Annotated in this window: 20 protein-coding genes; 8 read left to right on the forward strand and 12 right to left on the reverse strand. The window is 75.0% G+C overall.

The window, feature by feature from the left end; genetic code table 11:
• Nucleotides 1-3: 3 nt before the first annotated feature.
• Together QQS41_RS00310 and QQS41_RS00315 are read right to left on the reverse strand one after the other, a co-directional pair.
• The gene (locus tag QQS41_RS00310; protein ID WP_448850721.1) at nt 4-696 is read right to left on the reverse strand and encodes a YceI family protein; all 693 of its coding nucleotides are present in this window, start codon (nt 694-696) and stop codon (nt 4-6) included.
• 17 nt (nt 697-713) lie between these two features.
• Nucleotides 714-1,058 carry a hypothetical protein gene (locus QQS41_RS00315; protein WP_448850722.1) on the reverse strand — a complete coding sequence of 115 codons (345 nt, stop codon included), beginning with the start codon at nt 1,056-1,058 and terminating at the stop codon, nt 714-716.
• Between the two features lie 237 nt (nt 1,059-1,295).
• Here QQS41_RS00315 and QQS41_RS00320 point away from each other — a divergent pair, with 237 nt between their 5' ends.
• A complete protein-coding gene (locus QQS41_RS00320; RefSeq protein WP_448850723.1) occupies nt 1,296-1,688 on the forward strand; it encodes an RNA polymerase-binding protein RbpA in 393 nt (130 codons plus the stop codon).
• A gap of 473 nt (nt 1,689-2,161) precedes the next feature.
• Here the strand turns inward: QQS41_RS00320 and QQS41_RS00325 are convergent, their stop codons facing one another.
• The 4 genes from QQS41_RS00325 to cobN all read right to left on the reverse strand — a co-directional run bounded on the left by QQS41_RS00325 (nt 2,162) and on the right by cobN (nt 9,030).
• A complete protein-coding gene (locus QQS41_RS00325) occupies nt 2,162-2,977 on the reverse strand; it encodes a polyprenol monophosphomannose synthase (protein WP_448850724.1) in 816 nt (271 codons plus the stop codon).
• Complete coding sequence (gene lnt / locus QQS41_RS00330) at nt 2,970-4,562, reverse strand: apolipoprotein N-acyltransferase (protein ID WP_448850725.1); 1,593 nt, start codon at nt 4,560-4,562, stop codon at nt 2,970-2,972. The genes QQS41_RS00325 and lnt overlap by 8 nt, the downstream gene beginning before the upstream one ends.
• A gap of 9 nt (nt 4,563-4,571) precedes the next feature.
• Nucleotides 4,572-5,285 (reverse strand): FxsA family protein, encoded by a 714-nt coding sequence (locus QQS41_RS00335; protein WP_448850726.1) that lies wholly within the window; start codon nt 5,283-5,285, stop codon nt 4,572-4,574.
• A 76-nt stretch (nt 5,286-5,361) separates the two neighbouring features.
• The gene (gene cobN / locus QQS41_RS00340) at nt 5,362-9,030 is read right to left on the reverse strand and encodes a cobaltochelatase subunit CobN (RefSeq protein WP_448850727.1); all 3,669 of its coding nucleotides are present in this window, start codon (nt 9,028-9,030) and stop codon (nt 5,362-5,364) included.
• Nucleotides 9,031-9,266: 236 nt separating this feature from the next.
• Between cobN and QQS41_RS00345 the strand changes: the two genes are divergently transcribed.
• The 4 genes from QQS41_RS00345 to QQS41_RS00360 all read left to right on the forward strand — a co-directional run bounded on the left by QQS41_RS00345 (nt 9,267) and on the right by QQS41_RS00360 (nt 13,426).
• On the forward strand, nt 9,267-10,454 hold the full coding sequence (locus QQS41_RS00345; RefSeq protein WP_448850728.1) for a precorrin-3B synthase: 1,188 nt from the start codon (nt 9,267-9,269) through the stop codon (nt 10,452-10,454).
• A gap of 69 nt (nt 10,455-10,523) precedes the next feature.
• Nucleotides 10,524-11,183 (forward strand): precorrin-8X methylmutase, encoded by a 660-nt coding sequence (locus tag QQS41_RS00350; protein ID WP_448850729.1) that lies wholly within the window; start codon nt 10,524-10,526, stop codon nt 11,181-11,183.
• On the forward strand, nt 11,180-12,808 hold the full coding sequence (gene cobJ, locus QQS41_RS00355; protein ID WP_448850730.1) for a precorrin-3B C(17)-methyltransferase: 1,629 nt from the start codon (nt 11,180-11,182) through the stop codon (nt 12,806-12,808). The genes QQS41_RS00350 and cobJ overlap by 4 nt, the downstream gene beginning before the upstream one ends.
• Before the next feature lie 192 nt (nt 12,809-13,000).
• Entirely contained in the window at nt 13,001-13,426 is a 426-nt protein-coding gene (locus QQS41_RS00360) for a hypothetical protein (RefSeq protein WP_448850731.1), read from the forward strand.
• A 126-nt stretch (nt 13,427-13,552) separates the two neighbouring features.
• Here QQS41_RS00360 and QQS41_RS00365 read toward each other — a convergent pair whose 3' ends face one another.
• The 5 genes from QQS41_RS00365 to QQS41_RS00385 are packed head-to-tail and all read right to left on the reverse strand — an operon-like array spanning nt 13,553 to nt 18,286.
• Nucleotides 13,553-14,296: a cobalt-precorrin-6A reductase gene (locus QQS41_RS00365; RefSeq protein ID WP_448850732.1), complete on the reverse strand. Its 744-nt coding sequence runs from the start codon at nt 14,294-14,296 to the stop codon at nt 13,553-13,555.
• Complete coding sequence (gene cobM / locus QQS41_RS00370) at nt 14,284-15,057, reverse strand: precorrin-4 C(11)-methyltransferase (protein WP_448850733.1); 774 nt, start codon at nt 15,055-15,057, stop codon at nt 14,284-14,286. Before cobM ends, QQS41_RS00365 begins: the two co-directional genes overlap by 13 nt.
• Nucleotides 15,058-15,103: 46 nt before the next feature.
• Complete coding sequence (cbiE, locus tag QQS41_RS00375) at nt 15,104-16,333, reverse strand: precorrin-6y C5,15-methyltransferase (decarboxylating) subunit CbiE (RefSeq protein ID WP_448850734.1); 1,230 nt, start codon at nt 16,331-16,333, stop codon at nt 15,104-15,106.
• Nucleotides 16,330-17,061: an SDR family NAD(P)-dependent oxidoreductase gene (locus tag QQS41_RS00380; protein WP_448850735.1), complete on the reverse strand. Its 732-nt coding sequence runs from the start codon at nt 17,059-17,061 to the stop codon at nt 16,330-16,332. The genes cbiE and QQS41_RS00380 overlap by 4 nt, the downstream gene beginning before the upstream one ends.
• A gap of 1 nt (nt 17,062) precedes the next feature.
• The gene (locus tag QQS41_RS00385) at nt 17,063-18,286 is read right to left on the reverse strand and encodes a M24 family metallopeptidase (protein ID WP_448850736.1); all 1,224 of its coding nucleotides are present in this window, start codon (nt 18,284-18,286) and stop codon (nt 17,063-17,065) included.
• Nucleotides 18,287-18,329: 43 nt separating this feature from the next.
• Between QQS41_RS00385 and QQS41_RS00390 the strand changes: the two genes are divergently transcribed.
• Nucleotides 18,330-19,355, forward strand: a complete 1,026-nt coding sequence (locus tag QQS41_RS00390; protein WP_448850737.1) for an SDR family oxidoreductase — start codon at nt 18,330-18,332, stop codon at nt 19,353-19,355.
• A 358-nt stretch (nt 19,356-19,713) separates the two neighbouring features.
• On the opposite strand, the gene QQS41_RS00395 is transcribed toward QQS41_RS00390, so the two are convergent.
• On the reverse strand, nt 19,714-20,286 hold the full coding sequence (locus QQS41_RS00395; protein ID WP_448850738.1) for a carboxymuconolactone decarboxylase family protein: 573 nt from the start codon (nt 20,284-20,286) through the stop codon (nt 19,714-19,716).
• A gap of 199 nt (nt 20,287-20,485) precedes the next feature.
• On the opposite strand from QQS41_RS00395, the gene QQS41_RS00400 reads away from it, so the two are divergent.
• Complete coding sequence (locus tag QQS41_RS00400) at nt 20,486-21,619, forward strand: alpha/beta hydrolase (RefSeq protein ID WP_448850739.1); 1,134 nt, start codon at nt 20,486-20,488, stop codon at nt 21,617-21,619.
• A 96-nt stretch (nt 21,620-21,715) separates the two neighbouring features.
• The gene (locus QQS41_RS00405) at nt 21,716-22,327 is read left to right on the forward strand and encodes a cysteine hydrolase family protein (RefSeq protein ID WP_448850740.1); all 612 of its coding nucleotides are present in this window, start codon (nt 21,716-21,718) and stop codon (nt 22,325-22,327) included.
• Nucleotides 22,328-22,334: the final 7 nt, after the last annotated feature.

Raw genomic sequence — 22,334 nt, forward strand, 5'->3', positions numbered from 1 at the left:
CCGCTACTCCGCGTCCTTCTTCTCCAGGACCAGGCGGAGGTTCACGTCGCCCTCCTCCTTGACCTTCGCGGCCACGAAGTCCGGCGTGCGCACGTTGTAGTCCAGGCGGTTGATGCGCAGCACGCCCGACATCAGGACGTTGTCGCCGGTGCGGACGACGTCCATCGGCACCGTCACGTCCTGCGTCACGCCGCGGATGGTCATCCTGCCCGGCACGTCGACGCGCACCATGGAGCCGTCGTCCGGCACGGACGTCAGGTCGACGGCCTCGGAGACCTCGAACGTCGCCTCCGGGTACCGGTCGGTGCTGAAGATGGTCATGCGGACGTTGACGTCGCGCTTCTCGATGTCCGACTTCAGGGTTGTCATGTCAACCGTGACGTGGCCAGCGGTGAGCTCGTCGTTCTCCACCGTGAACTCGCCCGACACGCCGTCCGTCGACCCCGACGTCGTCCGCTCCGAGCCCGGCAGCAGCTCCTGGAACGTGAAGCCCACCTGCGACGTATGGCCCGAACCCTGCTCCGCCACGACCCAGGTGCCGTTGCGGTCCGTGCTCGCCGGCGGCGCGCCCTCGGCGTTGATGCCCTCCGTCTTCACGCCGTCCCCGACGATCGCTTTGTAGACGACCGGGCCGACGATGACGATGGCCAGCGCGACGACGGCCACGGCGACAAGAGTCAGCAGAGTCTTCTTCATGCCCCCGATGGTACCGGCTACCCCAGATGCTCCAACCGCCGGGCCACCTGCACCAGCTCCGCGCACATCGCCGCGACCTGCTCCGCGTCGGCGCCCTCCAGCACGGCCGTGCGCACGTCCTCGGCACCGCAGCGCACCTCGAACAGGCCGTCCGCGAGGCGCTGCGCCTGCTCCTCCGACAGGCCCCCGTCCGGGGGCGCGACGGGCCGCCGGATGCCGCGGCGCGCCTCGTACGCGCGCTGCCGGCACGACTGCGAGCAGTACTTCCGGCGCCTGCCGCGCGGCGAGTCCTCGAACTCGCGGCCGCACCAGTCGCACGTCGAACGCCGCGCGGGCGCGATGCGGATGCCGGAGTCGTCCATGCGTCCACGATAACGGGCGGGGTCCACGTGGTGTCGCGGTGTTTGCTTGACGACGCCCACCGCCCCGGCTCCTCCCCCTCCGCGGGAACAAACGGGGCGGGCCGCGCGTTGGAAGCTTCGTGGCCGCGGCACCCCGTCCGCGACGCCCGTGACCGCGGGGCCGCTCCCCCGGCCTGCGATACACTGGAAGACCGAGTTCCCGCACGACCAGCACGACCACGAGAGGACGACCCGCACATGGCAGATCGAACCCTGCGCGGCAGCCGCATGGGCGCCGTGTCCTACGAGACGGACCGCGACCATGACCTCGCCCCGCGCCAGATGGTGCGGTACCAGACCGAGGACGGCGAGGTGTTCGAGGTCCCCTTCGCCGACGACGCCGAGATCCCCGGCGAGTGGCTGTGCAAGAACGGCCAGGTCGGCAAGCTGATGGAGGGCGAGGGCACCGAGGCCAAGCCCGCCAAGCCGCCGCGCACGCACTGGGACATGCTCCGCGAGCGCCGCTCCATCGAGGAGCTGGAGGTGCTTCTCGACGAGCGCATCGACCTGCTGCGCAAGCGCCGCCGCCACGCGGCCAAGCTGCTGAAGCAGCAGCAGGAGGCGATGGAGGCCGAGCAGAACGCAGAGTAGGCGCGCCGCCTCCCCGCTCTCCCCGGCCGGCGGGTCCTCCCCGCCGCAGCCTTTCCGCCGACGCCGCCGCGTCCCCGATTCCCGGGGCCGGCGGCGTCGTCGAGTCCGCGATCGTCCCGGGGTCAGCGTTGTCGCGTCCGGTCTCGTGATCCACGGCTTCTGCGGCCTTTCGTCGGGCACTCGTGCAGTGTGTGCCATCCTGCCGCCGCGGTGGTTCGCGCGACTTGGGGTTTTGGCGCGGCATCCGGCGGATTTCTGGCCACTTTTGCAGGAGTGGGACGGCCCGACGTCCATCCGGCCCGGACACGCCGAAGCCCCGGCCCGCGTGACGCGGAACCGGGGCTGCGGGAGTTCTGGGGCTCGCCAGCCGGTTGGCCGGACGAATGCGCCCGCCCGACGGATGCGCCGGCCGGACGGATGCGCCCGCCGGATAGTTGCGCCGGCCGGACGGCCGGACCAGCCGCGCGCCTCCCCTACGACTGCTTGAAGACGTTGTGGTTCTTCACCTCGTGGGCCAGCAGACGGCCGACCTCGCGGGAGATGTCGACGGCCTGGTTGACGCGGTGCTTCAGGCCCCACGCGGTGACCTGGCCGAGGGACTTCGCGACGAAGCTGCCGTCCATCTTCGACTCGCCGAGCTCGCGCTCCGTGAAGGTGATCGGCACCTCCTCGACCAGGAAGCCGGCGGTGACGGCGCGCCACGCCAGCTCGGTCTGGAACAGGTACGCGCCGGAGCCGATGGCGTCGAGGTCGAGGGCCTCCAGGACCTCGCGGCGGTACGCGCGGTAGCCGGCGGTGATGTCGGAGACGCCGGCGCCGAGCGCCAGGGAGATGTAGATGTTGCCGCCGCGCGACAGGATCTGGCGGGTCATCGGCCAGTTGACGGTCGAGCCGCCGTCGACGTAGCGGGAGCCGATGACCAGGTCGGCGCCGTCGTCGACGACGTCGAGGAGGCGGCGCAGCTGCTCCGGGGCGTGGGAGCCGTCGGCGTCCATCTCGCACAGCACGGTGTAGTCGCGCTCGAGGCCCCAGGCGAAACCGGCGCGGTAGGCGCCCCACAGGCCGCCCTCGCCCTTGCGGTGCAGGACGTGGATGCGGCCGGCCTCGTCGGCGGCGGCGAGCTGGTCGGCGACCTCGCCGGTGCCGTCGGGCGAGGTGTCGTCGACGACGAGGACGTCGACGTCGGGCTCCGCGGAGCGGAGGCGGTCGACGATGAGCGGCAGGTTCTCCCGCTCGTTGAACGTCGGGATGATCACCAGGGTGCGCTCGCTGGGCTGGGGCTTAGCCACCGGTTACTCCTTCATTGTCGGTGTCGTCGCCGGTCCGGGTGGTCCCGCGGGTGCGCGGGCCGGTGACGGCGGCGGCCGCTGCGGCCAGGGCTGCCAGGACGGCGAGGGCGACGATGGCGCCCTCGACGAGCAGGCCGTGGCGTGCGGCGATGGTCGGATCTTCTCGCAACGGCAGGCTTTCCGTCAAAACCGCCCGCTCGAAGATTTCGGAGGACTGGTCGACGGTGCCGTCGGGCAGCACGATGGCGCTGACGCCGGAGGTCGCGGCGACGACGACGGCGCGGTCGTGCTCGATGGCCCGCATGCGGCTCATGGCGAGCTGCTGGTACGTCATGTCGGTGAAGCCGAACGTGGCGTTGTTCGTCGGCGTGGCCAGGATGGTGGCGCCGGCGTGGACGGCGTCGCGGTAGGCGGCGTCGAAGATGACCTCGAAGCACGTCGCGAAGCCGACGGGAATGCCGCCTGCGACCGCCACGCCGTCGCCGTCGCCGGGGGTCATGTCGCCGGCCATGTCGACCATGTCGGTGACGTTGCGCAGCAGGTCGCGGAACGGCATCCATTCGCCGAAGGGCTGGAGGAACCGCTTGGAGTGGCCGTCGACGGGCCCCTCCTCGGGGTCCCAGACGATCATCGTGTTCTGCGTGCCGTCGCCGCGGGCGGGGTCGTCGGCGTAGGTGAAGCTGCCGACGACGATGGGCGCGCCGATGTCGGCGGCCGCGGCGTCGATGATGCGAGCCGCGTCCTCGTTGGTCATGGGGCTGATGTCGGAGGAGTTCTCCGGCCAGATGACGATGTCGGGCTGCTCCTCGCGGCCCTCGCGCACGGCGGCGGCGAGGTCGTGGGTCGCCTGCGCGTGGTTCTCCAGCACGGCGCGGCGCTGGGCGTTGAACCCCAGGCCGAGGCGCGGGACGTTGCCCTGGACGGCGGCGACGCGCACGACGCGTTCGCCGTCGCGCGGGGCGGGGTCGTTGGCGGGCACGGCGAGGCCGGCGGCCACCGCGACCGCGATCAGCACCAGGCCGGAGACGATGCGCTTGCCGACGATCGCCGCCGCGGCCCCCGCGCCGACGACCGCGGCGAGGAATCCGACGAGCGGCACGCCGCCGACGGAGGCGGCGTCCGCGAGCGGCCCGTCGATCTGGCCCCACGCGTAGCGCAGCCACGGGAAGCCTCCGAAGGGCCAGCGGGCCAGCAGCGCCTCGACGGCGATGATCCAGGCGGCGGCGCCGAGGGCTCGGAACCACCACGGCAGCCGGGCGGCGCCGACGATGAGGCGGACGCCGGCGGCGGTGAGGATGTGGAACAGGCCGAGGGTGACGCAGAGTCCGATCCACGGCAGGTTGCCGACGAACTCCGCGATCCAGGGAAGGCCGGCCAGTCCCCCGGCGGCGCCCCAGACGAAGCCGACGAGCGCGGTGAGGCGCCACGACGGCGCCGGGCGGGCGTCACCCCACGGGGCGAGCGCGGCGATGAGGAGGGCGGCGGAGATCCAGCCGGCCCACCACCATCCGGTGGGCGCGAACGAGGCCGTGAGGGCGAGGCCCGAGACGGCGGCGAGGACGATGCGTGCGAGCGCTGCGGCCATGGTCCGGGATCAGCCCTTGACCGGGCCGTCGCCGTCGCCGGACGCGCCGCCGGAGCCGCCCGTGCCGGACCCTCCGTCGCGCGGGCCGGTGATGTCCTCGGGCCGGATGTTCCGGAAGAACTCGGCGTCGAACTCCTCGTGGTCGATGACCCCGGAGTCCGAATCCGCGCCGGAGCGGCCGGCGCGGGAGCCCGAACCGCCGGCCGGGCCCGAACCGGAGTCGGATCCGGCGCCCGTGCGGCCGCCGCCGGACGTTCCCGCGGAGCCCGACGCACCGGGCGTCCCGGCCGGGCCGAACCCGCCGCCGCCCGCGCCCGGGAAGCGCGCGAAGCCGGCGCCGCCGAAGCGCTCCATGTAGACGAAGGAGTCCTCCGCGGTCTTCTCCGCCCACCTCCGGATCCTCCGCCCGAGCGCCCGGCGGACCATGCCGCGGGTCGGCGGGAGCATGAGCACCAGGCCCATGACGGCCGTGACGAAGCCGGGGATCAGCAGCAGGCCGGAGCCGATGATGATGAGGCCCGTGTCCGCCAGCGCGCGGCCGGGCCGCTCCCCCCGCGAGGCCTGGACGAGCACGCTGCGCATCTGCCACGACGTGAGCACCATGCCCAGGAAGAACAGCGCCACGATGGCAAGCAGGGCCCAGCCCCAGCCGATCCAGGAGGCGACCGCCCAGAAGGCCAGCGCCTCGACGAGGACGTACGGAATCAGCAGGTATGCGGGCATGCCGCCAGCCTACCGGGGCACCCGACACGCGCCATCGCGCGGCGCGCCCCGGGACGGTCGCCCACGGCGATCGCGGTCAGCGGTCCTCGAGGTCGCCCTCGGTCTCGAGATAGGTGCGGCGCAGCAGCTCCATGCGCTCGTCGTCGGGCGACTCCCAGAGCCCGCGGTCGGCGGCCTCGATGAGGCGCTCCGAGATGTCGTGGAGCGCCCACGGATTGGACGTGTCGAAGAACTCGCGGTTCTCGGCGTCGGCGACGTAGGTGTCCGTGAGCGTCTCGTACATCCAGTCGTCCATGACGCCGGCGGTGGCGTCGTAGCCGAAGAGGTAGTCGACGGTGGCGGCCATCTCGAAGGCGCCCTTGTAGCCGTGGCGGCGCATCGCGGCGATCCAGCGGGGGTTGACGACGCGGGCGCGGAACACGCGGCGCGTCTCCTCGTGGAGCGTGCGGGTGCGGACGTTCTCCGGGCGGGTGGAGTCGCCGATGTAGGCCTCCGGCGACTCTCCGGTCAGCGCGCGCACCGCGGCGACCATGCCGCCGTGGAACTGGAAGTAGTCGTCGGAGTCGGCGATGTCGTGCTCGCGGGTGTCGATGTTCTTCACCGCCACCTGGATGCGCCGGTAGGCGGCGCGCATGTCGTCGGCCGCCTCGACGCCGTCGACGCCGCGGCCGTACGCGTAGCCGCCCCAGGTGGTGTAGACGGCGGCGAGGTCGGCGTCGTCGCGCCAGGAGCCGGAGTCGATGAGCTGCAGCAGGCCCGCGCCGTAGGTGCCCGGCTTGGAGCCGAAGATGCGGCGGGAGTGGCCGTCGGCGCGGACGTGGGCGCGCAGGCGGTTGTCGGCGTCGTCCTCCTCCAGCCCGGCGACGAGCTGGACGGCGTCGTCGAGCATGTCGATGACGTGCGGGAACGCGTCGCGGAAGAAGCCGGAGATGCGGACGGTGACGTCGATGCGCGGCCGGCCGAGCTCCTCGAGGTCGATGACCTCGAGGTCGACGACGCGGCGGGACGCCTCGTCCCACACGGGGCGCACGCCCATCAGCGCGAGCGCCTGGGCGATGTCGTCGCCGGAGGTGCGCATGGCGGAGGTGCCCCACACGGACAGGCCGACGGAGTTGGGGTACTCGCCGCCGTGGTCGGCGCGGTAGCGGTCGACGAGCCCGTCGGCCAGCGCCTGGCCGGTCTCCCACGCCAGGCGGCTGGGCACGGCGCGCGGGTCGACGGAGTAGAAGTTGCGGCCGGTGGGCAGGACGTTGACCAGGCCGCGCAGCGGGGAGCCGGAGGGGCCGGCGGGGATGAAGCCGCCGCCGAGGGCGTGGAGGATCTGCGGGATCTCGCGGTCCGTCTGCGCCAGGCGCGGCAGGATCTCGTCGCGGGTGAAGTCGAGGAGCGTGACGACGGCGTCCGCGTCGGCCCCGTCGGGCAGATCCGCGGCGGCGACGACCTCGCGGACGTCTCCCCCGGCGGCGACGCCGCGGACGAGGTCCTGGGCGAGGGCGTCGACGTCGTCGACGCGCATGCGGGTCTCGGATCCGTCCTCGGCGAGGCCGAGGGACTCGCGCAGGCCCGGCAGCGTCGTGGTGCCGCCCCACAGCTGGCGGGCGCGGAGCATGGTGGCGACGGTCTCGACGAGCGCGTCGTCCTCCAGCGGCTGGCCGAGCACGTGGAGGCCGCCGCGGATGGCGACGTCCTTGATCTCGCACAGCCAGCCGTCGACGTGCATGAGCATGTCGTCGAAGACGTCCTCGTCGGGGCGCTCGTCCCAGCCGAGGTCGCGGTCCATCTTCGCGGCGGTCAGCAGCGTCCAGATTTCGCGGCGGATGGCCGGCAGCTTCGCCGGGTCCATGGCGGAGATGTTCTGGTGCTCGTCGAGCAGCTGCTCCAGGCGGGTGATGTCGCCGTAGCCCTCGGCGCGCGCCATCGGCGGGATGAGGTGGTCGACGAGCGTGGCGTGGGCGCGGCGCTTGGCCTGGGTGCCCTCGCCGGGGTCGTTGATGAGGAACGGGTAGATCATCGGCAGCTCGCCGATGGCCTGGTCGGGGCCGCACGCGGCGGAGAGGCCGACCTGCTTGCCGGGCAGCCACTCGAGGTTGCCGTGCTTGCCCATGTGGACGACGGCGTCGGCGCCGAAGCCGCCCTCCGACTGCGGCAGGTGCAGCCAGTGGTAGGTGGCCAGGTAGTGGTGGGTCGGCGGCAGGTCGGGGTCGTGGTAGATGCCGACGGGGTTGTCGCCGAAGCCGCGCGGCGGCTGGCACAGGACGACGACGTTGCCGAAGACGAGGCCGGAGATGTAGATCTCCCCGGTGCGCGGGTGGACGTAGAGCTCGCCGGGGGCGGCGCCCCAGTGCTCGGTCATCGCGTCGCGCAGCTCGGCGGGCAGGGTGACGAAGTGGTCCTCGTAGGTCTCCCACGCCAGCTTCAGCGGGTTGGCCTCCATGACCTCCTCGGTCAGCCAGTCGGGGTCCTGGCCGCCGGCGTCGATGATGGCGTGCATGAGCGCGTCGCCGTCGAAGTCCGCCGGGTCGTCGGCCCAGCCGGGGATTGCGGAGACGTCGCCGAGGTCGTAGCCGGCCTCCCGCAGGGCGTGGAGGGTGCGCAGCACCGATGCCGGGGTGTCCAGGCCGACGGCGTTGCCGATGCGGGCGTGCTTCGTCGGGTAGGCGGACAGGACGACGGCGACGCGCTTGTCGGCGTTGTTCAGGTGGCGCAGGCGGGCGTGGCGCACGGCGATGGCGGCGAGGCGGGCGCAGCGCTCGGGGTCGGCGACGTAGGTGATGAGGTCGTCGTCGTCGATCTCCTTGAAGGAGAACACGGGGCCGATGATGCGGCCGTCGAACTCGGGGACGGCGACCTGGGTGGCGACGTCGAGCGGGGAGGCGCCGTCGTCGGATTCCTCCCACTCCCCGCGGGAGCCGGTGAGCGCCAGGCCCTGGATGATGGGCCGGTCGAGCGCGGCGAGGGCGGCGACGTCCCACGCGCCGTCGTCGCCGCCGGCCTGCGCCTCGGCCGGGCGGTTGCCGCCGGCGGCGAGGACGGTGGTGATGATGGCGTCGCAGCGGCCGAGCTCCGCCAGCAGGTCGTCGGGGGCGGTGCGCAGCGACGTCGCGAAGACGGGCACGGCCTCCGCGCCGCGGTCCTCCACGGCGCGCGCGAGCTCCGCGACGTACCCGACGTTGCCGGCCAGGTGCTGCGCGCGGTAGTAGACGATGCCGACGCGGGGCGTGACGACGGCACCCTCCCCGGTTCCGTCGCCCCCGGCCGCGGCGGCGTCCCCGTCCGCGCCGGGCGCGGCGGCCCGGGCCCAGCGGTCGCGCTCCAGGTGGCCCCAGTCGGGCAGCCGCTTCGGCTCCTCGAAGCCGTGGCCGGTCAGTAGCAGCGTGTCGGACAGGAAGCGGTGCAGCTCGGCGACGTTGCCGGGGCCGCCCTCCGCCAGGTAGGCGTGCGCAGTGGAGGCGACGCCGGCGGGCACCGTCGACAGGTCCGCCAGCTCCGCGTCCGGGGCCTGCTCGCCGGAGACGAACACCGCCGGCACGCCGGAGGCGCGGAGCCTGTCGGCCCCGGCCTCCCAGGCGCGGCGGCCGCCGAGCAGGCGGACGACGGCGACGTCGGCGCCGTCGAGCAGGCCCGGCAGGTCCTCGTCGAGGATGCGGGACGGGTTCGCCCACCGGTAGGAGACGTCGTCGTGGGCGTCGGCGGCGGCCCGGGCGGACAGCAGGTCCGTGTCGGACGTCGACAGCAGCAGAATCATGGAGGGGCCTTCCTGCGGGGGTGCGCGCCCGCGTCGGAGTGTTTCCGGGGCGGCGGGGGTCTGGCTGTGACAGTGGCGCGACCGCACGGAATTGCACCGTGTTCCCCGTCCGTCCCGGGTGCTTCGTGTATTCGTTTCGACGGTCCCGGACGGGTCGGATCATCGGCTGCCCGGGCCATGTCAGGACAGCCTACCGTTGGAGGAGATCCGGCCGCCGACGTGGCACGATCGGGGGCATGGCCACCCATGACACCCGCCCACGCCCCGACGCCTGCCCCGGCGCGCGGAAGGTCCACCGGGCCGCCGACGGCGCCATCGGCCGGCTCCGCTTCCCCGGCGGGGAGCTGCCCGCGCCGGGCTTCTCCGTGCTGGCCGACCTCGCCGAGGGCTTCGGCGACGGCGACCTGCACCTGACCAGCCGCGGCAACGTGCAGATCCGCGGCATCCGCGACGTCGCGGGATTCGCCGACGCGGTCGAGGACGCCGGGCTGCTGCCCCACCCGGACCACGACCGGATGCGCAACATCATCGCCTCCCCGCTGACCGGCCGGGTCGGCGGGCTGGACGACGCCTCGGGCCTCGCCGCCGCCGTCGACGATGCGCTGTGCGCCCGCGAGGAGCTGGCGGCGATGCCGGGCCGCACCCTCTTCGCCGTCGACGACGGCCGCGGCGACGTCCTCGCCGAACGCCCCGACCTGGGCGTCATCGCCCGCGGCGGCGACCGGTGGGAGCTCATCGTCGCCGGCCTGCCCGCCGGCGTCGTCTGCGGCCGAGACGGCGTCGCCGACCTCGTCGCCGACGCCGCCTCCGCCTGGGAGGGCCTGCGCGGCACCGCGTGGCGGATCGGGGAATCGGGCCTGGCGGATGACGTCGTCACGCACATCCCGGATGCACCCGGGCGCGTGTGCGGCGAGCCGGGCCCCGGACCCGGCGACGACGGCGGCACGCCGGCGGAGCCGGAGGCGCCGGTCGGGTGGATCGACCAGCCCGACGGCAACGTCGCCCTGGCGGCGGGCCTGCGCTTCGGCGTGCTGCCCGGGCGTCTGGCGCGCGCCATCGCTCAGCTGTCGTGCCCGGTGCACGTCACGCCGTGGTACTCGCTGGTGTTCACCGACCTGGACGAGGTCGTCGCGGAGCAGGTCGTGCGCGTCTTCGCCCCCAACGGCCTGGTGTTCGACGCGAACTCCACGTGGCTGCGCGTCACCGCCTGCACCGGCCGTCCCGGCTGCGCGAAGTCCCTGTCCGACACCCGCGGCGACGCCTCCCACGGCATCGCCTCCGGCCGGCTGCCGGAGGGGCGCGTGCACTTCTCCGGCTGCGAGCGCCGCTGCGGCGCCCCGAAGACCGGGCACGTGGAGTACCTGGCCGTCGGCGACGGCGAGTACGAGGTCACGGCGCGCGAGCCGGAGCCGATGGCGCGCTGACGGCCGCGCGGGTGCGCGGGCGTATCGCGCCGCGTGCCCCGCCCCTCCCGGCGCGGTAGCGTCGACGCCATGACCGGACGACGCCCAGGGCACGACTACATCACCGACGGCGCGGAGATCTACCGCCGTTCCTTCGCGATGATCCGGGAGGAGTCCGACCTCTCCCGGTTCACCCCGGAGCAGGAGGTCGTGGCCGTGCGGATGATCCATGCCGCCGGCGACGTCAGCCTCGCCGCCGACATCCGCTTCAGCGACGGCGCCGTCGCCGCGGCCCGCGGGGCGCTGCGCTCCGGCGCGCCGGTGCTGGCGGACGTCTCCATGGTCGCCACGGGCGTCACCCGCCGCCGTCTGCCTGCGGACAACGACGTCGTGTGCACCCTGTCCGACCCGCGCACCGCGGATCTGGCGGCGGAGCTCGGCACCACCCGCACCGCCGCGTCCGTGGAGCTGTGGGCCGACCGGCTGGAGGGCGCGGTCGTCGCCGTCGGCAACGCGCCCACGGCGCTGTTCCACCTGCTCGACGGCATCCGCGACGGGCATCTGCCGAAGCCCGCCGCGGTGCTCGCGCTGCCGGTGGGCTTCGTCGGGGCGGCGGAGTCGAAGCAGGAGGTCGTCGACGCGGCCGCGGAGCTCGGCCTGGAGTACGTGACGGTGCTGGGCCGCCGTGGCGGCTCGGCCATCACCGTGGCGGCGATCAACGCCCTGGCGCGCGAGGAGGAGATCCTGTGAGCGACGGCGCAGCCACCGCAGCCGGAGCCGCCGCCCCCGGCACCTTCCACGGCGTCGGCCTCGGCCCCGGCGACCCGGAGCTGGTGACGCTGCGCGCCGCCCGCGTGCTGCGGGAGGCCGACGTCATCGCCTACCATTCCTCCCCGCGCGGCCGGTCCACGGCGCGGACCATCATGGCCGGGCTGGACATCGACTGGGAGTCGAAGACCGAGGAGTTGCTCGTCTATCCCGTCACCGTCGGCGGCGGCGACGACTACGCCGAGCGGATGGCGGCCTTCTACGCCGACGCGACCGAGCGCCTGGCCGCCCACCTGCGCGTCGGCCGCTCCGTCGCGGTGGCGTCGCTGGGCGACCCGATGCTCTACAGCTCCTGCCAGCACCTGCACCGGGCGCTGTCGGCGGATTTCCCGGCGGAGCTCGTCCCCGGCGTCACGTCCGTCACGGCCGCCGCGTGCGAGTCGGGGCATCCGCTGGCCGAGGGAGCCGAGATCCTCACCGTCCTGCCCGCCACCGCCGACCCGGCGCGGCTGGCGGCGGCCGCCGCGGCGGCCGACTGCCTCGTCGTCATGAAGCTCGGCGGCCACGTCGGGGAGGTCCGCGCCGCGCTCGCCGCCGCCGGCAAGCTCGATCGGGCGCTCGTCGTCGCCCGCGCCTCCATGGACGGCGGCTGGACCCGCCCGCTGGCCGAGGTCGCCGCCGACGAGGTGCCCTACTTCGCCGTCGCGGTCGTGGGCACCGCCTCCCGCGGATACGGGGTTCCGCGTGACGACGCCCACCGCCCCGGCTCCCCGGACGGATCCCCCGGGGACGCCGGCCCGGTCGCCGCGTCCGGCGGCGCGGGGGCCTCCGGCGCCGATGCCCCCGCCATGGGCGAGGTCGTCGTAGTGGGCCTCGGCCCCGGGCCGTCGCGCTGGATGACCCCCGAGGCGACCGCGCAGCTCGCCCGGGCCACCGACGTCGTCGGCTACTCCACCTACGTCCGCCGCGTCCCGGCGCGGCCGGGCCTGAAGCTGCACGCCTCCGACAACCGGGTGGAGGCCGAGCGCGCCGCCATGGCTCTCGACCTGGCCCGGCGCGGGGCGCGGGTGGCCGTCGTCAGCTCCGGCGACGCGGGCGTGTTCGCCATGGCCGCCGCCGTGCTGGAGGTCGCCGACGACGACGCGTTCCGCGACGTGCCCGTCCGCGTCGTGCCCGGCATGACGGCGGCGCAGGCCGTCGCGAGCCGCGTCGGGGCGCCGCTCGGCCACGACTTCGCGATGCTGTCGCTGTCCGACCGGCTCAAGCCGTGGGACGTCGTCGAGCGCCGCGTGGAGGCCGTCGCCGCCGCGGACATGGCCTTCGCCGTCTACAACCCGGCGTCGAAGTCGCGCCGGCACCAGGTCGGCCTCATGCGCGACGTCGTGCTGCGCCACCGCGCCCCGGAGACGCCCGTCGTCGTCGCCCGCGCCGTCGGCGCGCCCGAGGAGGACGTGCTCGTCACGACGCTCGGCGAGCTCGACCCGGACGTCGTCGACATGCGCACGATGCTCATCGTCGGCGCCTCCACCACCGCCGCCTACGAGGCCGGCGACGGCACGACGCGCGTGTACACCTCGCGGCGCTACGGCACGGGCACGGCCGGATAGGACCGCCGCCCCACCCCGCGCGGTGACCCGGCGATGAACTCCCGGTGAACTCTTCTCCGGGGGCCGCTCCCCCGGTATCGCCGCGCCCGCGCATGGGCTGGAATGGCCGTGGACACGTCATATCCGCGGCCCGCGGTGCCGCGCGTTCCCGCGCGCCCGGGCCCGGCCACCCCGTCGAAAGGCAGCAGCCCCGTGATCACCGGCTTCCTGGTCTACCCCGACCTGACCCACCGCACCATCGAGTTCGAGCTCGAGCACGCCAACCAGTTCCTCGGCGGCGTCGAGGACGACCGCGTGTCGGTGGCGTTCCAGGAGGACGGCACCACCTACGCGGCGCTGTTCAACTCCGGGGCGAAGGCCGAGGGCGCGGAGCCCAACCCCGTCGCCTCGCTGGGCCGCAAGGAGGCGGAGACCGGCGACTCGGCGTTCTTCTCCGACCCGACGCGCGCCATCTCCGGCCCGGTCATCTTCGTCGGCGCCAAGGGCGACGACATCACGGAGGCCGAGATCGGCCGCGTCCTCGACGGCATCCGCGCCGTCAAGGCCTACAGGGAGGACAACCCGCAGGAGTTCGGGTTCTGGCGCGCCGCCGTCCTCAACCTGCCGCATCACCGCTAGGCGGCCCGGCGCATGCGAGGGGCGCCCCGCACGGTCCGGACGCCGTGCGGGGCGCCCCTCGTGCGCGTGACGACGGCGCCGGCGGGCCCCGTCGTCACGCGCGGCGGCGACCCGGGCCCCGCGCGATCAGCGGCGGCGGCCGACGACCGCGGCCCACGCCTCCTCCGGCGTGTGGACGACGGTGGCGATGCCCTCCCCGGGCAGCGCCGGCCGGCGGACCATGATGACCGGCTTGTGCAGGTCGTGGGCCGCCTCGATCTTGGCGTGGGTGGCGTCGCCGCCGGAGTTCTTCGTCACCACGCAGTCGACGGCCCAGTCGCGCATGAGCTTGCGCTCGTCGGCCACCGAGTACGGCCCGCGCGACAGGATGACCTTGTGGTTGCGCGGCAGCGGCGCCGACGGCTGCTCGACGCAGCGGATGAGGTAGAAGCCCTCGCCGTCCGCGGCGAACGGCTCCAGCTGCTGGCGGCCGATGGTGAGGAACGGGCGGCGGAACCGCTCGCGGGCGACCTCCGCGGCCGCCGCCATGTCGTCGACCTCGATCCAGTCGTCGCCGCGGCCCGGCTCCCACGCCGGGCGGTGCAGCGCCACCAGCGGGATGAGGGTGGCGCGGGCCGCCTCCGCCGCGGAGACGGAGATCCGCTCCGCGAACGGGTGCGTCGCGTCGACGATGACGCCGACGCCGTGCTGCACCACCCAGCGGGCCAGGCCCGCCGGGCCGCCGAAGCCGCCGATGCGGACCTGCCCGACCGGCAGGTGCGGGTTGCTCACCCGCCCGGCGAGCGACGACGTGACCTCCCAGCCGGAGGCGACGAGCCGGCGGGCGAGCTCGCGGGCCTCGGCGGTGCCGCCCAGGATCAGCGCGTGCACGGGATCGTCCTCCCGTGCTCGTCGCGGGGCCGGCCGTCGCTGTAGAGGTAGCTGTCCGGGAAGCCCTCGGCGCCCAGCACCCGGCCGACGACGATGACGGCGGTGCGGGTCACGCCCGCGTCCTTGACCTTGCCCGCGATGTCGCCGACGGTGCCGCGCAGCACGACCTCCTCCGGGCGGGAGGCGAAGGCGACGACGGCCGCCGGGCAGTCCGCGCCGTAGCGGGGCTCCAGCTCCGCGACGACGCGGTCGATGTCGTGGGCGGCCAGGTGGATGCACAGCGTCGCGCCGGTGGCGCCGAAGTTGTCCAGCGTCTCGCCGTCGGGCATCTTCGACGCCCGCCCGGAGACGCGCGTGAGCACCACGGACTGGCCGACCTCCGGCACCGTCAGCTCGTGGCCGAGCGACGCGGCGACGGCGGCGAAGGCGGGCACGCCGGGCACGATCTCGTAGTCGATGCCCTCGGCGGCCAGGCGTCGGGCCTGTTCCGCCAGCGCCGACCACACCGACGGGTCGCCGGACTGCAGCCGGGCGACGTCCTTGCCCTCGGCGTGGGCGTCGCGGATGACCGCCATGATGTCGTCGAGCGGCATGCGGGCGGTGTTGACCAGCGTCGCGCCCTCGGGCGCGGAGGCCAGCACCTCCTCCGGGACGATGGAGCCCGCGTACAGGCACACGGGGCACGACCGGATGAGCCGGTCGGCCCGGACGGTGAGCAGGTCCGCGGCGCCCGGTCCGGCGCCGATGAAGTAGACGGTCATGGGGTTGGCTCCTCCTGTCCCGCGGCCCGCGGCCGCCGTGCGCGTCTCACCCGCCGTGCGTGACGACGATCCACTGCGTCACCGGCAGCGCCGGGCGCAGCGTCGTGAACGTCCCCACCGTACCGGCGCGGTCGACGCCGATGCGGCGGACGTCCCCGCCGTGGGCGCGGAAGGCCCGCCACAGCACCTCCACCGACTCCACGGTGACGGCGTTGGCGACCAGCCGGCCGCCCGGGGCCAGCGCGTCAAGGCACGCCTCCACCATGCCGTCGGCGGTGAGCCCGCCGCCGATGAAGACGGCGTCCGGGGCGCCGACCGCCTCGCGCAGCAGGTGCAGGTCGGCGGGGGCGGTGCCCGCGACGACGCGGACGGGGCCGAGGCGCGCGGCGTTGCGGCGGATGCGCTCCGCCCGCTCCGCGTTGCGCTCGATGCAGGCGGCGCGGCCGCCGTGGCGGGACCATTCGACGGCGATGGAGCCGGTGCCGCCGCCGACGTCCCACAGCACCGCGCCCGGGGCGGGCCCGAGGGCGGCGACGGTGAGCTCGCGGATGGGCGACTTGGTCAGCTGGCCGTCGGTCTCGAAGTCGTCGTCGGAGAGCCAGGGCCTGCGGGGTCCGGCGGGCTCGACGGCCAGGACGGTGAGGTCCCCGGCGGGCTCGGGCGGCGCGGCGGCGGTGCCGCGGCGGATGGCCTCCGTCTCCGCGCCGAGGTCGGTGAGCGCCGTGATGGCGGAGTCCGGCCGGTCGGCGAGGGCCTCCGCGACGTCGGCGGCGCTGGCCGCGGACCGCGCGAGCACGAGGAACGGCCGGCCCCGGTCCGCCGCCGCGGCGACCGCCCCCGCCCGGCCCGTGACCAGGGAGACGACCTCCGTGCGGTCCAGCGCCCAGCCGAGGCGGGCGCAGGCCAGCGACGCCGACGACGGCGCCGGCAGCACCCGCAGCCGATCCGCGCCGAGCAGGCGCGTCAGCGTCGTGCCGATGCCGTGGAACATCGGGTCCCCCGACGCCAGGACGACGGTCTCCGCCGGATCGCAGGCGTCGATGATGCCGGGCAGCGCCGGCAGCAGCGGCGACGGCCAGGCGCGCAGCTCCGCGTCGACGTGGCCGCGCACCAGGTCCAGCTGGCGGGGCGCGCCGAGGATGACGCGCGCCCCGTTCAGCGCCGCGCGGGCCGCCGCGCCCAGGCCCGGCCAGCCGTCGGCGCCGATCCCGGCGACGACGAGGCGGGGGCGGGAGGCGTCGTCACGCGCACCCGCGGACGCGGGCGACGGGCTCATCGCGGCATCCTGCGCCAGATGAACCGCGGCACGAACCGGGTGACGGCGGCGAGCACGCCGACGGCGCCCGGCACCCACACGTGCGCCTTCCCCTCGTCGAGTGCCTTGACGGACGCGTCGGCGACCTGATCCGGCGTGGAGGAGAACGGGGCGGGGTCCATGCCCTCCGTCATCGAGCCGATGACGAAGCCCGGCCGCACGATGGTCAGCTGCACCGGCCCGCCGTGGAGCCGGTCCTGCATGCCCTGCAGGAAGCCGTCGAGGCCCGCCTTCGCCGAGCCGTAGACGTAGTTCGGCCGGCGCACGCGCGCTCCCGCGATGGACGAGAACGCGAGGATGCGGCCGCCGCCGGCGCGCTCCATGCGCAGCACGAGTTCCGTGGCGACGGCGGCGTGGGCGGTGAAGTCGGTGTGGATGGTGCGCGCGGCGACCTCGCCGGAGGCCTCGCACGCGTCCTGGTCGCCGAGGATGCCGAACGCGATGACGGCGGTGTCGACGGGCTCGCGCGCCCACGCCTCGTCGAGCAGCGCCGGCTGGGCGGCGAGATCGTCGGCGTCGAAGAAGACGGGGTGGACCTCGGTCGCCCCGGCGGCGGTCAGGCGCGCGGCGACGTCGGCCAGCGCGTCGACGCGGCGGGCCGCCAGCGTCACGCGGTTGCCGGGCGCCAGCCGCTCGGCGACCTCCCCGCCGATGTCGGACGTGCCGCCGAGGATGAGGACGTGGCCCATGTCAGGAGTCCTTCCCGGGGGCGTCGGAGGCGGCGTCGGCGTCGGCGTCGGCCTTCGCTCCGGCCGCGCCCGTGGCGCGCACCAGGTCCCGGTCGCCGTGGTTGAGGCGCTCGCAGCCGTCGGCCGTGACGACGACGATGTCCTCCAGCCGCATGCCGACCTCGCCCTCGACGTAGATGCCCGGCTCGACGGAGAACGCCATGCCCGGCACCAGCTGCAGGTCGTTGCCGGCCATGATGAACGGCTCCTCGTGCAGGCTCAGACCGATGCCGTGGCCGGTGCGGTGGATGAACTCCTTGCCGTAGCCGGCTTCCTCGATGGGCGCGCGGGTGGCGGCGTCGATCTCCGCGGCGGTCGCGCCCGGGCGCACCGCGTCGACGCCGGCCTGCTGTGCGCGCTTCAGCACCTCGTACATGCCGGCGGCCTTCGCGTCGGGCTCGCCGACGACGTAGGTGCGGGTGCAGTCGGAGTGGTAGCCCGCGCCCCAGGTGCCGCCGATGTCGACGACCACGACGTCGCCGTCGGCGATGACGCGGTCGGACCAGTCGTGGTGCGGGTTCGCTCCGTTGGGGCCGGAGCCGACGATGATGAAGTCCACCGCGGAGTGGCCCTCCTCCAGGATCGCCGTGCGCAGGTCGTCGGCGACCTCCGCCTCGGTGCGGCCGGCGGCGAGCATCCCCGGCACGCGGGCGTGGACCCGGTCGATGGCCGCGCCCGCCTGGCGCAGCTGGTCGATCTCGGCGTCGTCCTTCGCCATCAGCAGGTCCTTCAGCGCCGTGTTCGCCAGCACCGGCACCGTGCGGGTGGCCGTGACGATCGGCAGGACGTGGTCGGCGGTCAGCGACGCGCCGATGCCCAGGCGCACGTCGTCGCGCGTGATGTCGGGCAGGCCGAGGGCCTTCGCGACGAGCTGGTGGGCGTCTGCGCCGTCCTCCCAGAGCTCCACCGCCAGGCCCGCCCCGGCGGGGTCGCGCAGCGCCGGCACCGCGGAGGCGGGCAGGTCGCCGCGCTCGACGGCCGGCAGGACGAACGTCGGCGTCCCCTCCGCGGGGACGACCAGGGCGGTGAGCCGCTCGTGGCTGGAGCTGGCCCAGCCGAGGGCCCACACCAGGTCGGAGCCGGTGCCGAAGACCAGGCCGGCCAGCCCCGCGTCGCGGGCGGCGGCGGCCGAGGCCTCCAGGCGGGCGGCGTAGACGGACGTGTCGAAGAGCGTTTCGTCGGACATGCGTCCCAGCGTAGACCCCGCCCGATCCCCGTACCCTCGGGGCATGGACCGCCCCGACGACCGCCACGACGACAGCACCGACCGCACCGCCGCCGCGCGTCCGCACGACCGGGACGCGGGAGGCGTCGGCAAGCGCCCCGCAGGGCCCCGCACCGCGGCCCCCATGGCCGACGCGCCCGTCGCCGTGACGGGCGCCGCCTCCGGCATCGGCCGCGCGCTGGCCCTGTCCTTCCTCGCGGAGGGCCGCGACGTCGCCGCCTGCGACCGCGACGCCGCGGGACTCGCCGACCTCGCGGCGCTGACGGAGCGCTCCCCCGCCGCGACCGGCCGGCTCCTCGACGCCACCGCCCTCGACGTCTCCGACCACGACGCCGTCCACGCCTGGGCGCGCCGCATCATCGCGTCGTACGGCACGCCGGGCGAGGTCCACCACGTCGCCGGCACCAGCGCCTGGGGAGACCCGCGCACGCTGCCGCACGCGACGTGGCGGCGGATGGTCGACGTGAACCTCATGGGCACCGTCCACGTCGTGGAGGCGTTCGCCGCGCCGCTGTGCGACGCCGGCCGCGGCCGCCTCGTCTTCGTGTCCTCCTCCGCCGGGTACCTGGGGCTGCCGTGGCACGCGGCGTACTCCGCGTCGAAGGCCGGTGTGCTGGGGCTGGCGGAGGTGCTGCGCTTCGACCTCGCCCCGCACGGGGTGGACGTCCACGTCGTCGCGCCGGGCGCCGTCGACACGGCCCTGGTGCGGACCATCGACATCGAGGGCGTCGACCGCTCCGCCCCGCGCGTGCGCCGGGCGACGGAGCTGTTCCGCCGCCACGCCATCACCCCGGCGCAGGCGGCGGCCGTCATCCGCACCGACGTCGACCGCGGGCGCTTCCTGGTCACCACCTCCCCCGACGTCGCCGCGGGCCGGTGGGCGCAGCTGCTCGCGCCGGGCGCGTACCGCGCCGCGATGCGCGGCCTCAACCGGGGTCTGCGGTGGGCGGTCGAGGGTGCGCTGACGCAGGGGGATGCGCGGGATTCGCGTGACGACGCCTCCCGCTCCGGCTCCCCCGGCGGCAACTGACGCGGCCGGCGCGCCGGGTCGTGTGACTGCGTCGCCGACGCCCGACGTTCAGACTCTCTTACGGACGGCGCGCCCGGTGGATGGACCCGCTCCCGGACGGCACTCCCGGCGTTCAGACCCCGATACGAACACCACCCCTGCCAGCCCGACCCACTTCTGGCGTTTTCGACCCCGTTCTAACTGGGTCGAAAAGGCCAGAAGTGGGTCTGACGGGAAAGGGCGGAGGGCACCAGGCGGCCGCAACGGGGTCGGAACGGCTGAAAGTGGGTCTGACGGGACGGGGACGGAGTGAGCCCAGAGGCCGCGACGTGATCTGGACGCGCGCGAAGCCTCGTGCGGCGGGCTGCGCGGGGCGCCGTCAGCGCGGCTCGTCCGGCGGCACGCCGAGGACGTGCAGGGCGGTGGCGAGGCCGTCGTAATGCGTCGTCAGCTGCACCAGCGCGACGCACTCGCGATCCGTGAGGTGCTCCGCGAGGGCGGCCCACGTCGCGTCCGCGACGTCGCGGTTCCGCACGAGCTCGTCGACCACGTCGAGGATCGCGCCCATGCGGCCCCCGAACCCGTGGGCGTCGCCGTCGACGGCGTCCATCTCCGCAGCGGTCGCCCCGGCGCGCCGGGCGATGACCCGGTGATGGTCGCGCTCGTAGGCGGAGCCCCGCAGGGCCGCGATGCGGAGGATGACCAGCTCCGTCTCCTTCCGCGGCAGATCGCCGAACGGCATCATCGTCGCCGAGTAGTGCAGCCACCCGCGGAACAGCCGGCGCGACCGTCCGATGGCGGCGAACACGCCAAGCCGGCGGCGGCCCGTCACGCGTGCCGCGATGGCCTCGAGCGTGCCGTTGACGGGGCCGAGCTCGCGGCGCGTCGCCAGGCCCGGCCGCCCACCGGGGACGTCGGCGGGGCGGGGTGCTTTCGTCATCGAATCGTCCATGCGCCCCACGGTAGCGGCACCGCGCCGGGCGGGACGGGACCGCGGATGCGCGACGATGCCCGACGGAGCCCGGACCGCGCCGGGCGGGACGGCCCCGCGGATGCGCGACGGCGCCCGACAAGGCCCGGACCACGCCGCGCCGGGCGCGTTCCGCCGAACCCGCCACGCCCCCGCGGCCGCCCCGCTAACGTTTTGCCCCATGAACGACACCGCCGCGCAGCCGCCCAATCCGTCCGACACGCCTCAGCCGAACGTCCCCGCCCGCGCGGACGCCCCGGCCCGCCCGCACCGCACCCCGACCCGCGTCGACCTCGTTCACCGCATCGAGGCCGCCGCCGCGGGCGCGCTGGTCCGCCTGCCGGAGCCGCTGCTGAAGCTGCTGGTCCCCCGCCCGCGCAACGCCCGCGGCGACCGGGTGGCCGCCGACGTGGCGCTGAGCCTGGCGCTGCTGAAGGTCGTCGGCGGCTCCGACGGCAAGGAGGGCCGCCCGGTCGGCGAGCTGCGCGAGGCGATGGACCTCGAGGCCTCGCTGGCGTGCGGCCGCCCGCCGCGGCTGCGGATGAACGACGTCCACGTCGCCGGCGTCCCCTGCCGCGAGTACCTGCCGCCGCAGCCTGCGGAGCATCCGGCCGGGGCGACGATCCTGTACCTGCACGGCGGCGGCTGGACGCTCGGCTCCCTGGAGACCCACGACGCGCCCTGCCGCCACATCGCCGCCGGCACGGGCGTGCGGGTCGTCTCCGCCGACTACCGGATGGCGCCGGAGGCCCCGTTCCCCGCCGCCGTCGACGACGTCATGGCGGTCTACCGGGAGCTCGCCGCGGCCGGCCCCGTCGTCGTGATGGGCGACAGCGCCGGCGGCAACCTCGCCGCGGTGCTGTGCCTCGTGGCCCGGGAGGAGGGCCTGCCGCAGCCGGCGCTGCAGGGCCTCATCGTCCCCGCGGTCGATCTGGCGGGCCGCACGGCCAGCCGCGACGAGTTCGCCGAGGGCTTCTTCCTCACCGACGCCGACATGGACTGGTACACGGACCAGTACGGCGCCGACCACGTCGCCGAGGGCGGCGACCTGCGCGACTGGCGCATCTCCCCGCTGCACGCCGAGGACCTCTCGGGCCTCGCCCCCGCCTACGTCGCCGTCGCCGGCTTCGACCCGCTGCGCGACGAGGGCGAGGCCTACGCCGCGAAGCTCGCCGACGCCGGCGTGCCGGTGACCCTGCGCCGCCACCCGGACATGGTCCACCCGTTCATCAACTCCCCGGGCATCTGGCGCGGCTCGCGCGCCGCCATCGCCGACCTCGTCGGCGCGGTGCGGCTCGCCCTCGGGGTGCGGTAGAGGCAGGTGCTTTGCGACGGCACCCGCCGCGGCGCGGGTGCCGTCGTCACGCGATGACCCGGTCCACGCGCGGAGGGTGCGGTAGAACCGGAGCCCATGGACTCCCCCGCAGGCGGCCGCGCCGCCGTCCCCCGCCGGCCCGCGCTCGTCGCCGTCGACGTGCAGCACGCGTTCGACGACGCCGCCTTCTGGGGTCGCGGCGACAACCCGGCGTGCGAGGACCGCATCGCCGACCTGCTGCGGCTGTGGCGGGCGCGCGGGTGGCCGGTCGTCGTGGTGCGGCACGACTCGGCGGACCCGGCCTCCCCGCTGGCGCCCGGCGCCACGGGGCACGCGCTGAAGGGCATCGTCGACGGGCCGCGCGACCTGCTGGTGCGCAAGTCCGTCAACTCCGCGTTCCACGGGGAGCCGGACCTCGACGCGTGGCTGCGGGCGGAGGGCTGCGACGCCGTCGCCGTGTGCGGGATCACGACGAACCACTGCTGCGAGACCACCGCCCGCGTCGGCGGCAACCTCGGCCACGACGTGACGTTCGTCCTCGACGCCACGCGGACCTTCGACCGCGTCGGCCCGGACGGGCGGACCATCCCGGCGGAGACGCTCGCCGCCGTCACCGCCGCGAACCTGCACGGCGAGTTCGCCGACGTCGTGGACGCGGCGGGGCTCATCGCGCTGGGGAGGATGACGGGGCCGCGCAGGACCCGGTGAGACGGAG

This window comes from Corynebacterium sp. 335C, from assembly GCF_053525695.1.

Excerpts from the sequence above, each read along its gene's own strand:
- QQS41_RS00310 (WP_448850721.1), bottom strand. The coding sequence starts at position 696 with ATGAAGAAGACTCTGCTGACTCTTGTCGCCGTGGCCGTCGTCGCGCTG.
- QQS41_RS00315 (WP_448850722.1), bottom strand. The coding sequence starts at position 1,058 with ATGGACGACTCCGGCATCCGCATCGCGCCCGCGCGGCGTTCGACGTGC.
- QQS41_RS00320 (WP_448850723.1), top strand. The coding sequence starts at position 1,296 with ATGGCAGATCGAACCCTGCGCGGCAGCCGCATGGGCGCCGTGTCCTAC.
- lnt (WP_448850725.1), bottom strand. The coding sequence starts at position 4,562 with ATGGCCGCAGCGCTCGCACGCATCGTCCTCGCCGCCGTCTCGGGCCTC.
- QQS41_RS00335 (WP_448850726.1), bottom strand. The coding sequence starts at position 5,285 with ATGCCCGCATACCTGCTGATTCCGTACGTCCTCGTCGAGGCGCTGGCC.
- cobN (WP_448850727.1), bottom strand. The coding sequence starts at position 9,030 with ATGATTCTGCTGCTGTCGACGTCCGACACGGACCTGCTGTCCGCCCGG.
- QQS41_RS00345 (WP_448850728.1), top strand. The coding sequence starts at position 9,267 with ATGGCCACCCATGACACCCGCCCACGCCCCGACGCCTGCCCCGGCGCG.
- QQS41_RS00350 (WP_448850729.1), top strand. The coding sequence starts at position 10,524 with ATGACCGGACGACGCCCAGGGCACGACTACATCACCGACGGCGCGGAG.
- cobM (WP_448850733.1), bottom strand. The coding sequence starts at position 15,057 with ATGACCGTCTACTTCATCGGCGCCGGACCGGGCGCCGCGGACCTGCTC.
- cbiE (WP_448850734.1), bottom strand. The coding sequence starts at position 16,333 with ATGAGCCCGTCGCCCGCGTCCGCGGGTGCGCGTGACGACGCCTCCCGC.
- QQS41_RS00380 (WP_448850735.1), bottom strand. The coding sequence starts at position 17,061 with ATGGGCCACGTCCTCATCCTCGGCGGCACGTCCGACATCGGCGGGGAG.
- QQS41_RS00385 (WP_448850736.1), bottom strand. The coding sequence starts at position 18,286 with ATGTCCGACGAAACGCTCTTCGACACGTCCGTCTACGCCGCCCGCCTG.
- QQS41_RS00390 (WP_448850737.1), top strand. The coding sequence starts at position 18,330 with ATGGACCGCCCCGACGACCGCCACGACGACAGCACCGACCGCACCGCC.
- QQS41_RS00395 (WP_448850738.1), bottom strand. The coding sequence starts at position 20,286 with ATGGACGATTCGATGACGAAAGCACCCCGCCCCGCCGACGTCCCCGGT.
- QQS41_RS00400 (WP_448850739.1), top strand. The coding sequence starts at position 20,486 with ATGAACGACACCGCCGCGCAGCCGCCCAATCCGTCCGACACGCCTCAG.
- QQS41_RS00405 (WP_448850740.1), top strand. The coding sequence starts at position 21,716 with ATGGACTCCCCCGCAGGCGGCCGCGCCGCCGTCCCCCGCCGGCCCGCG.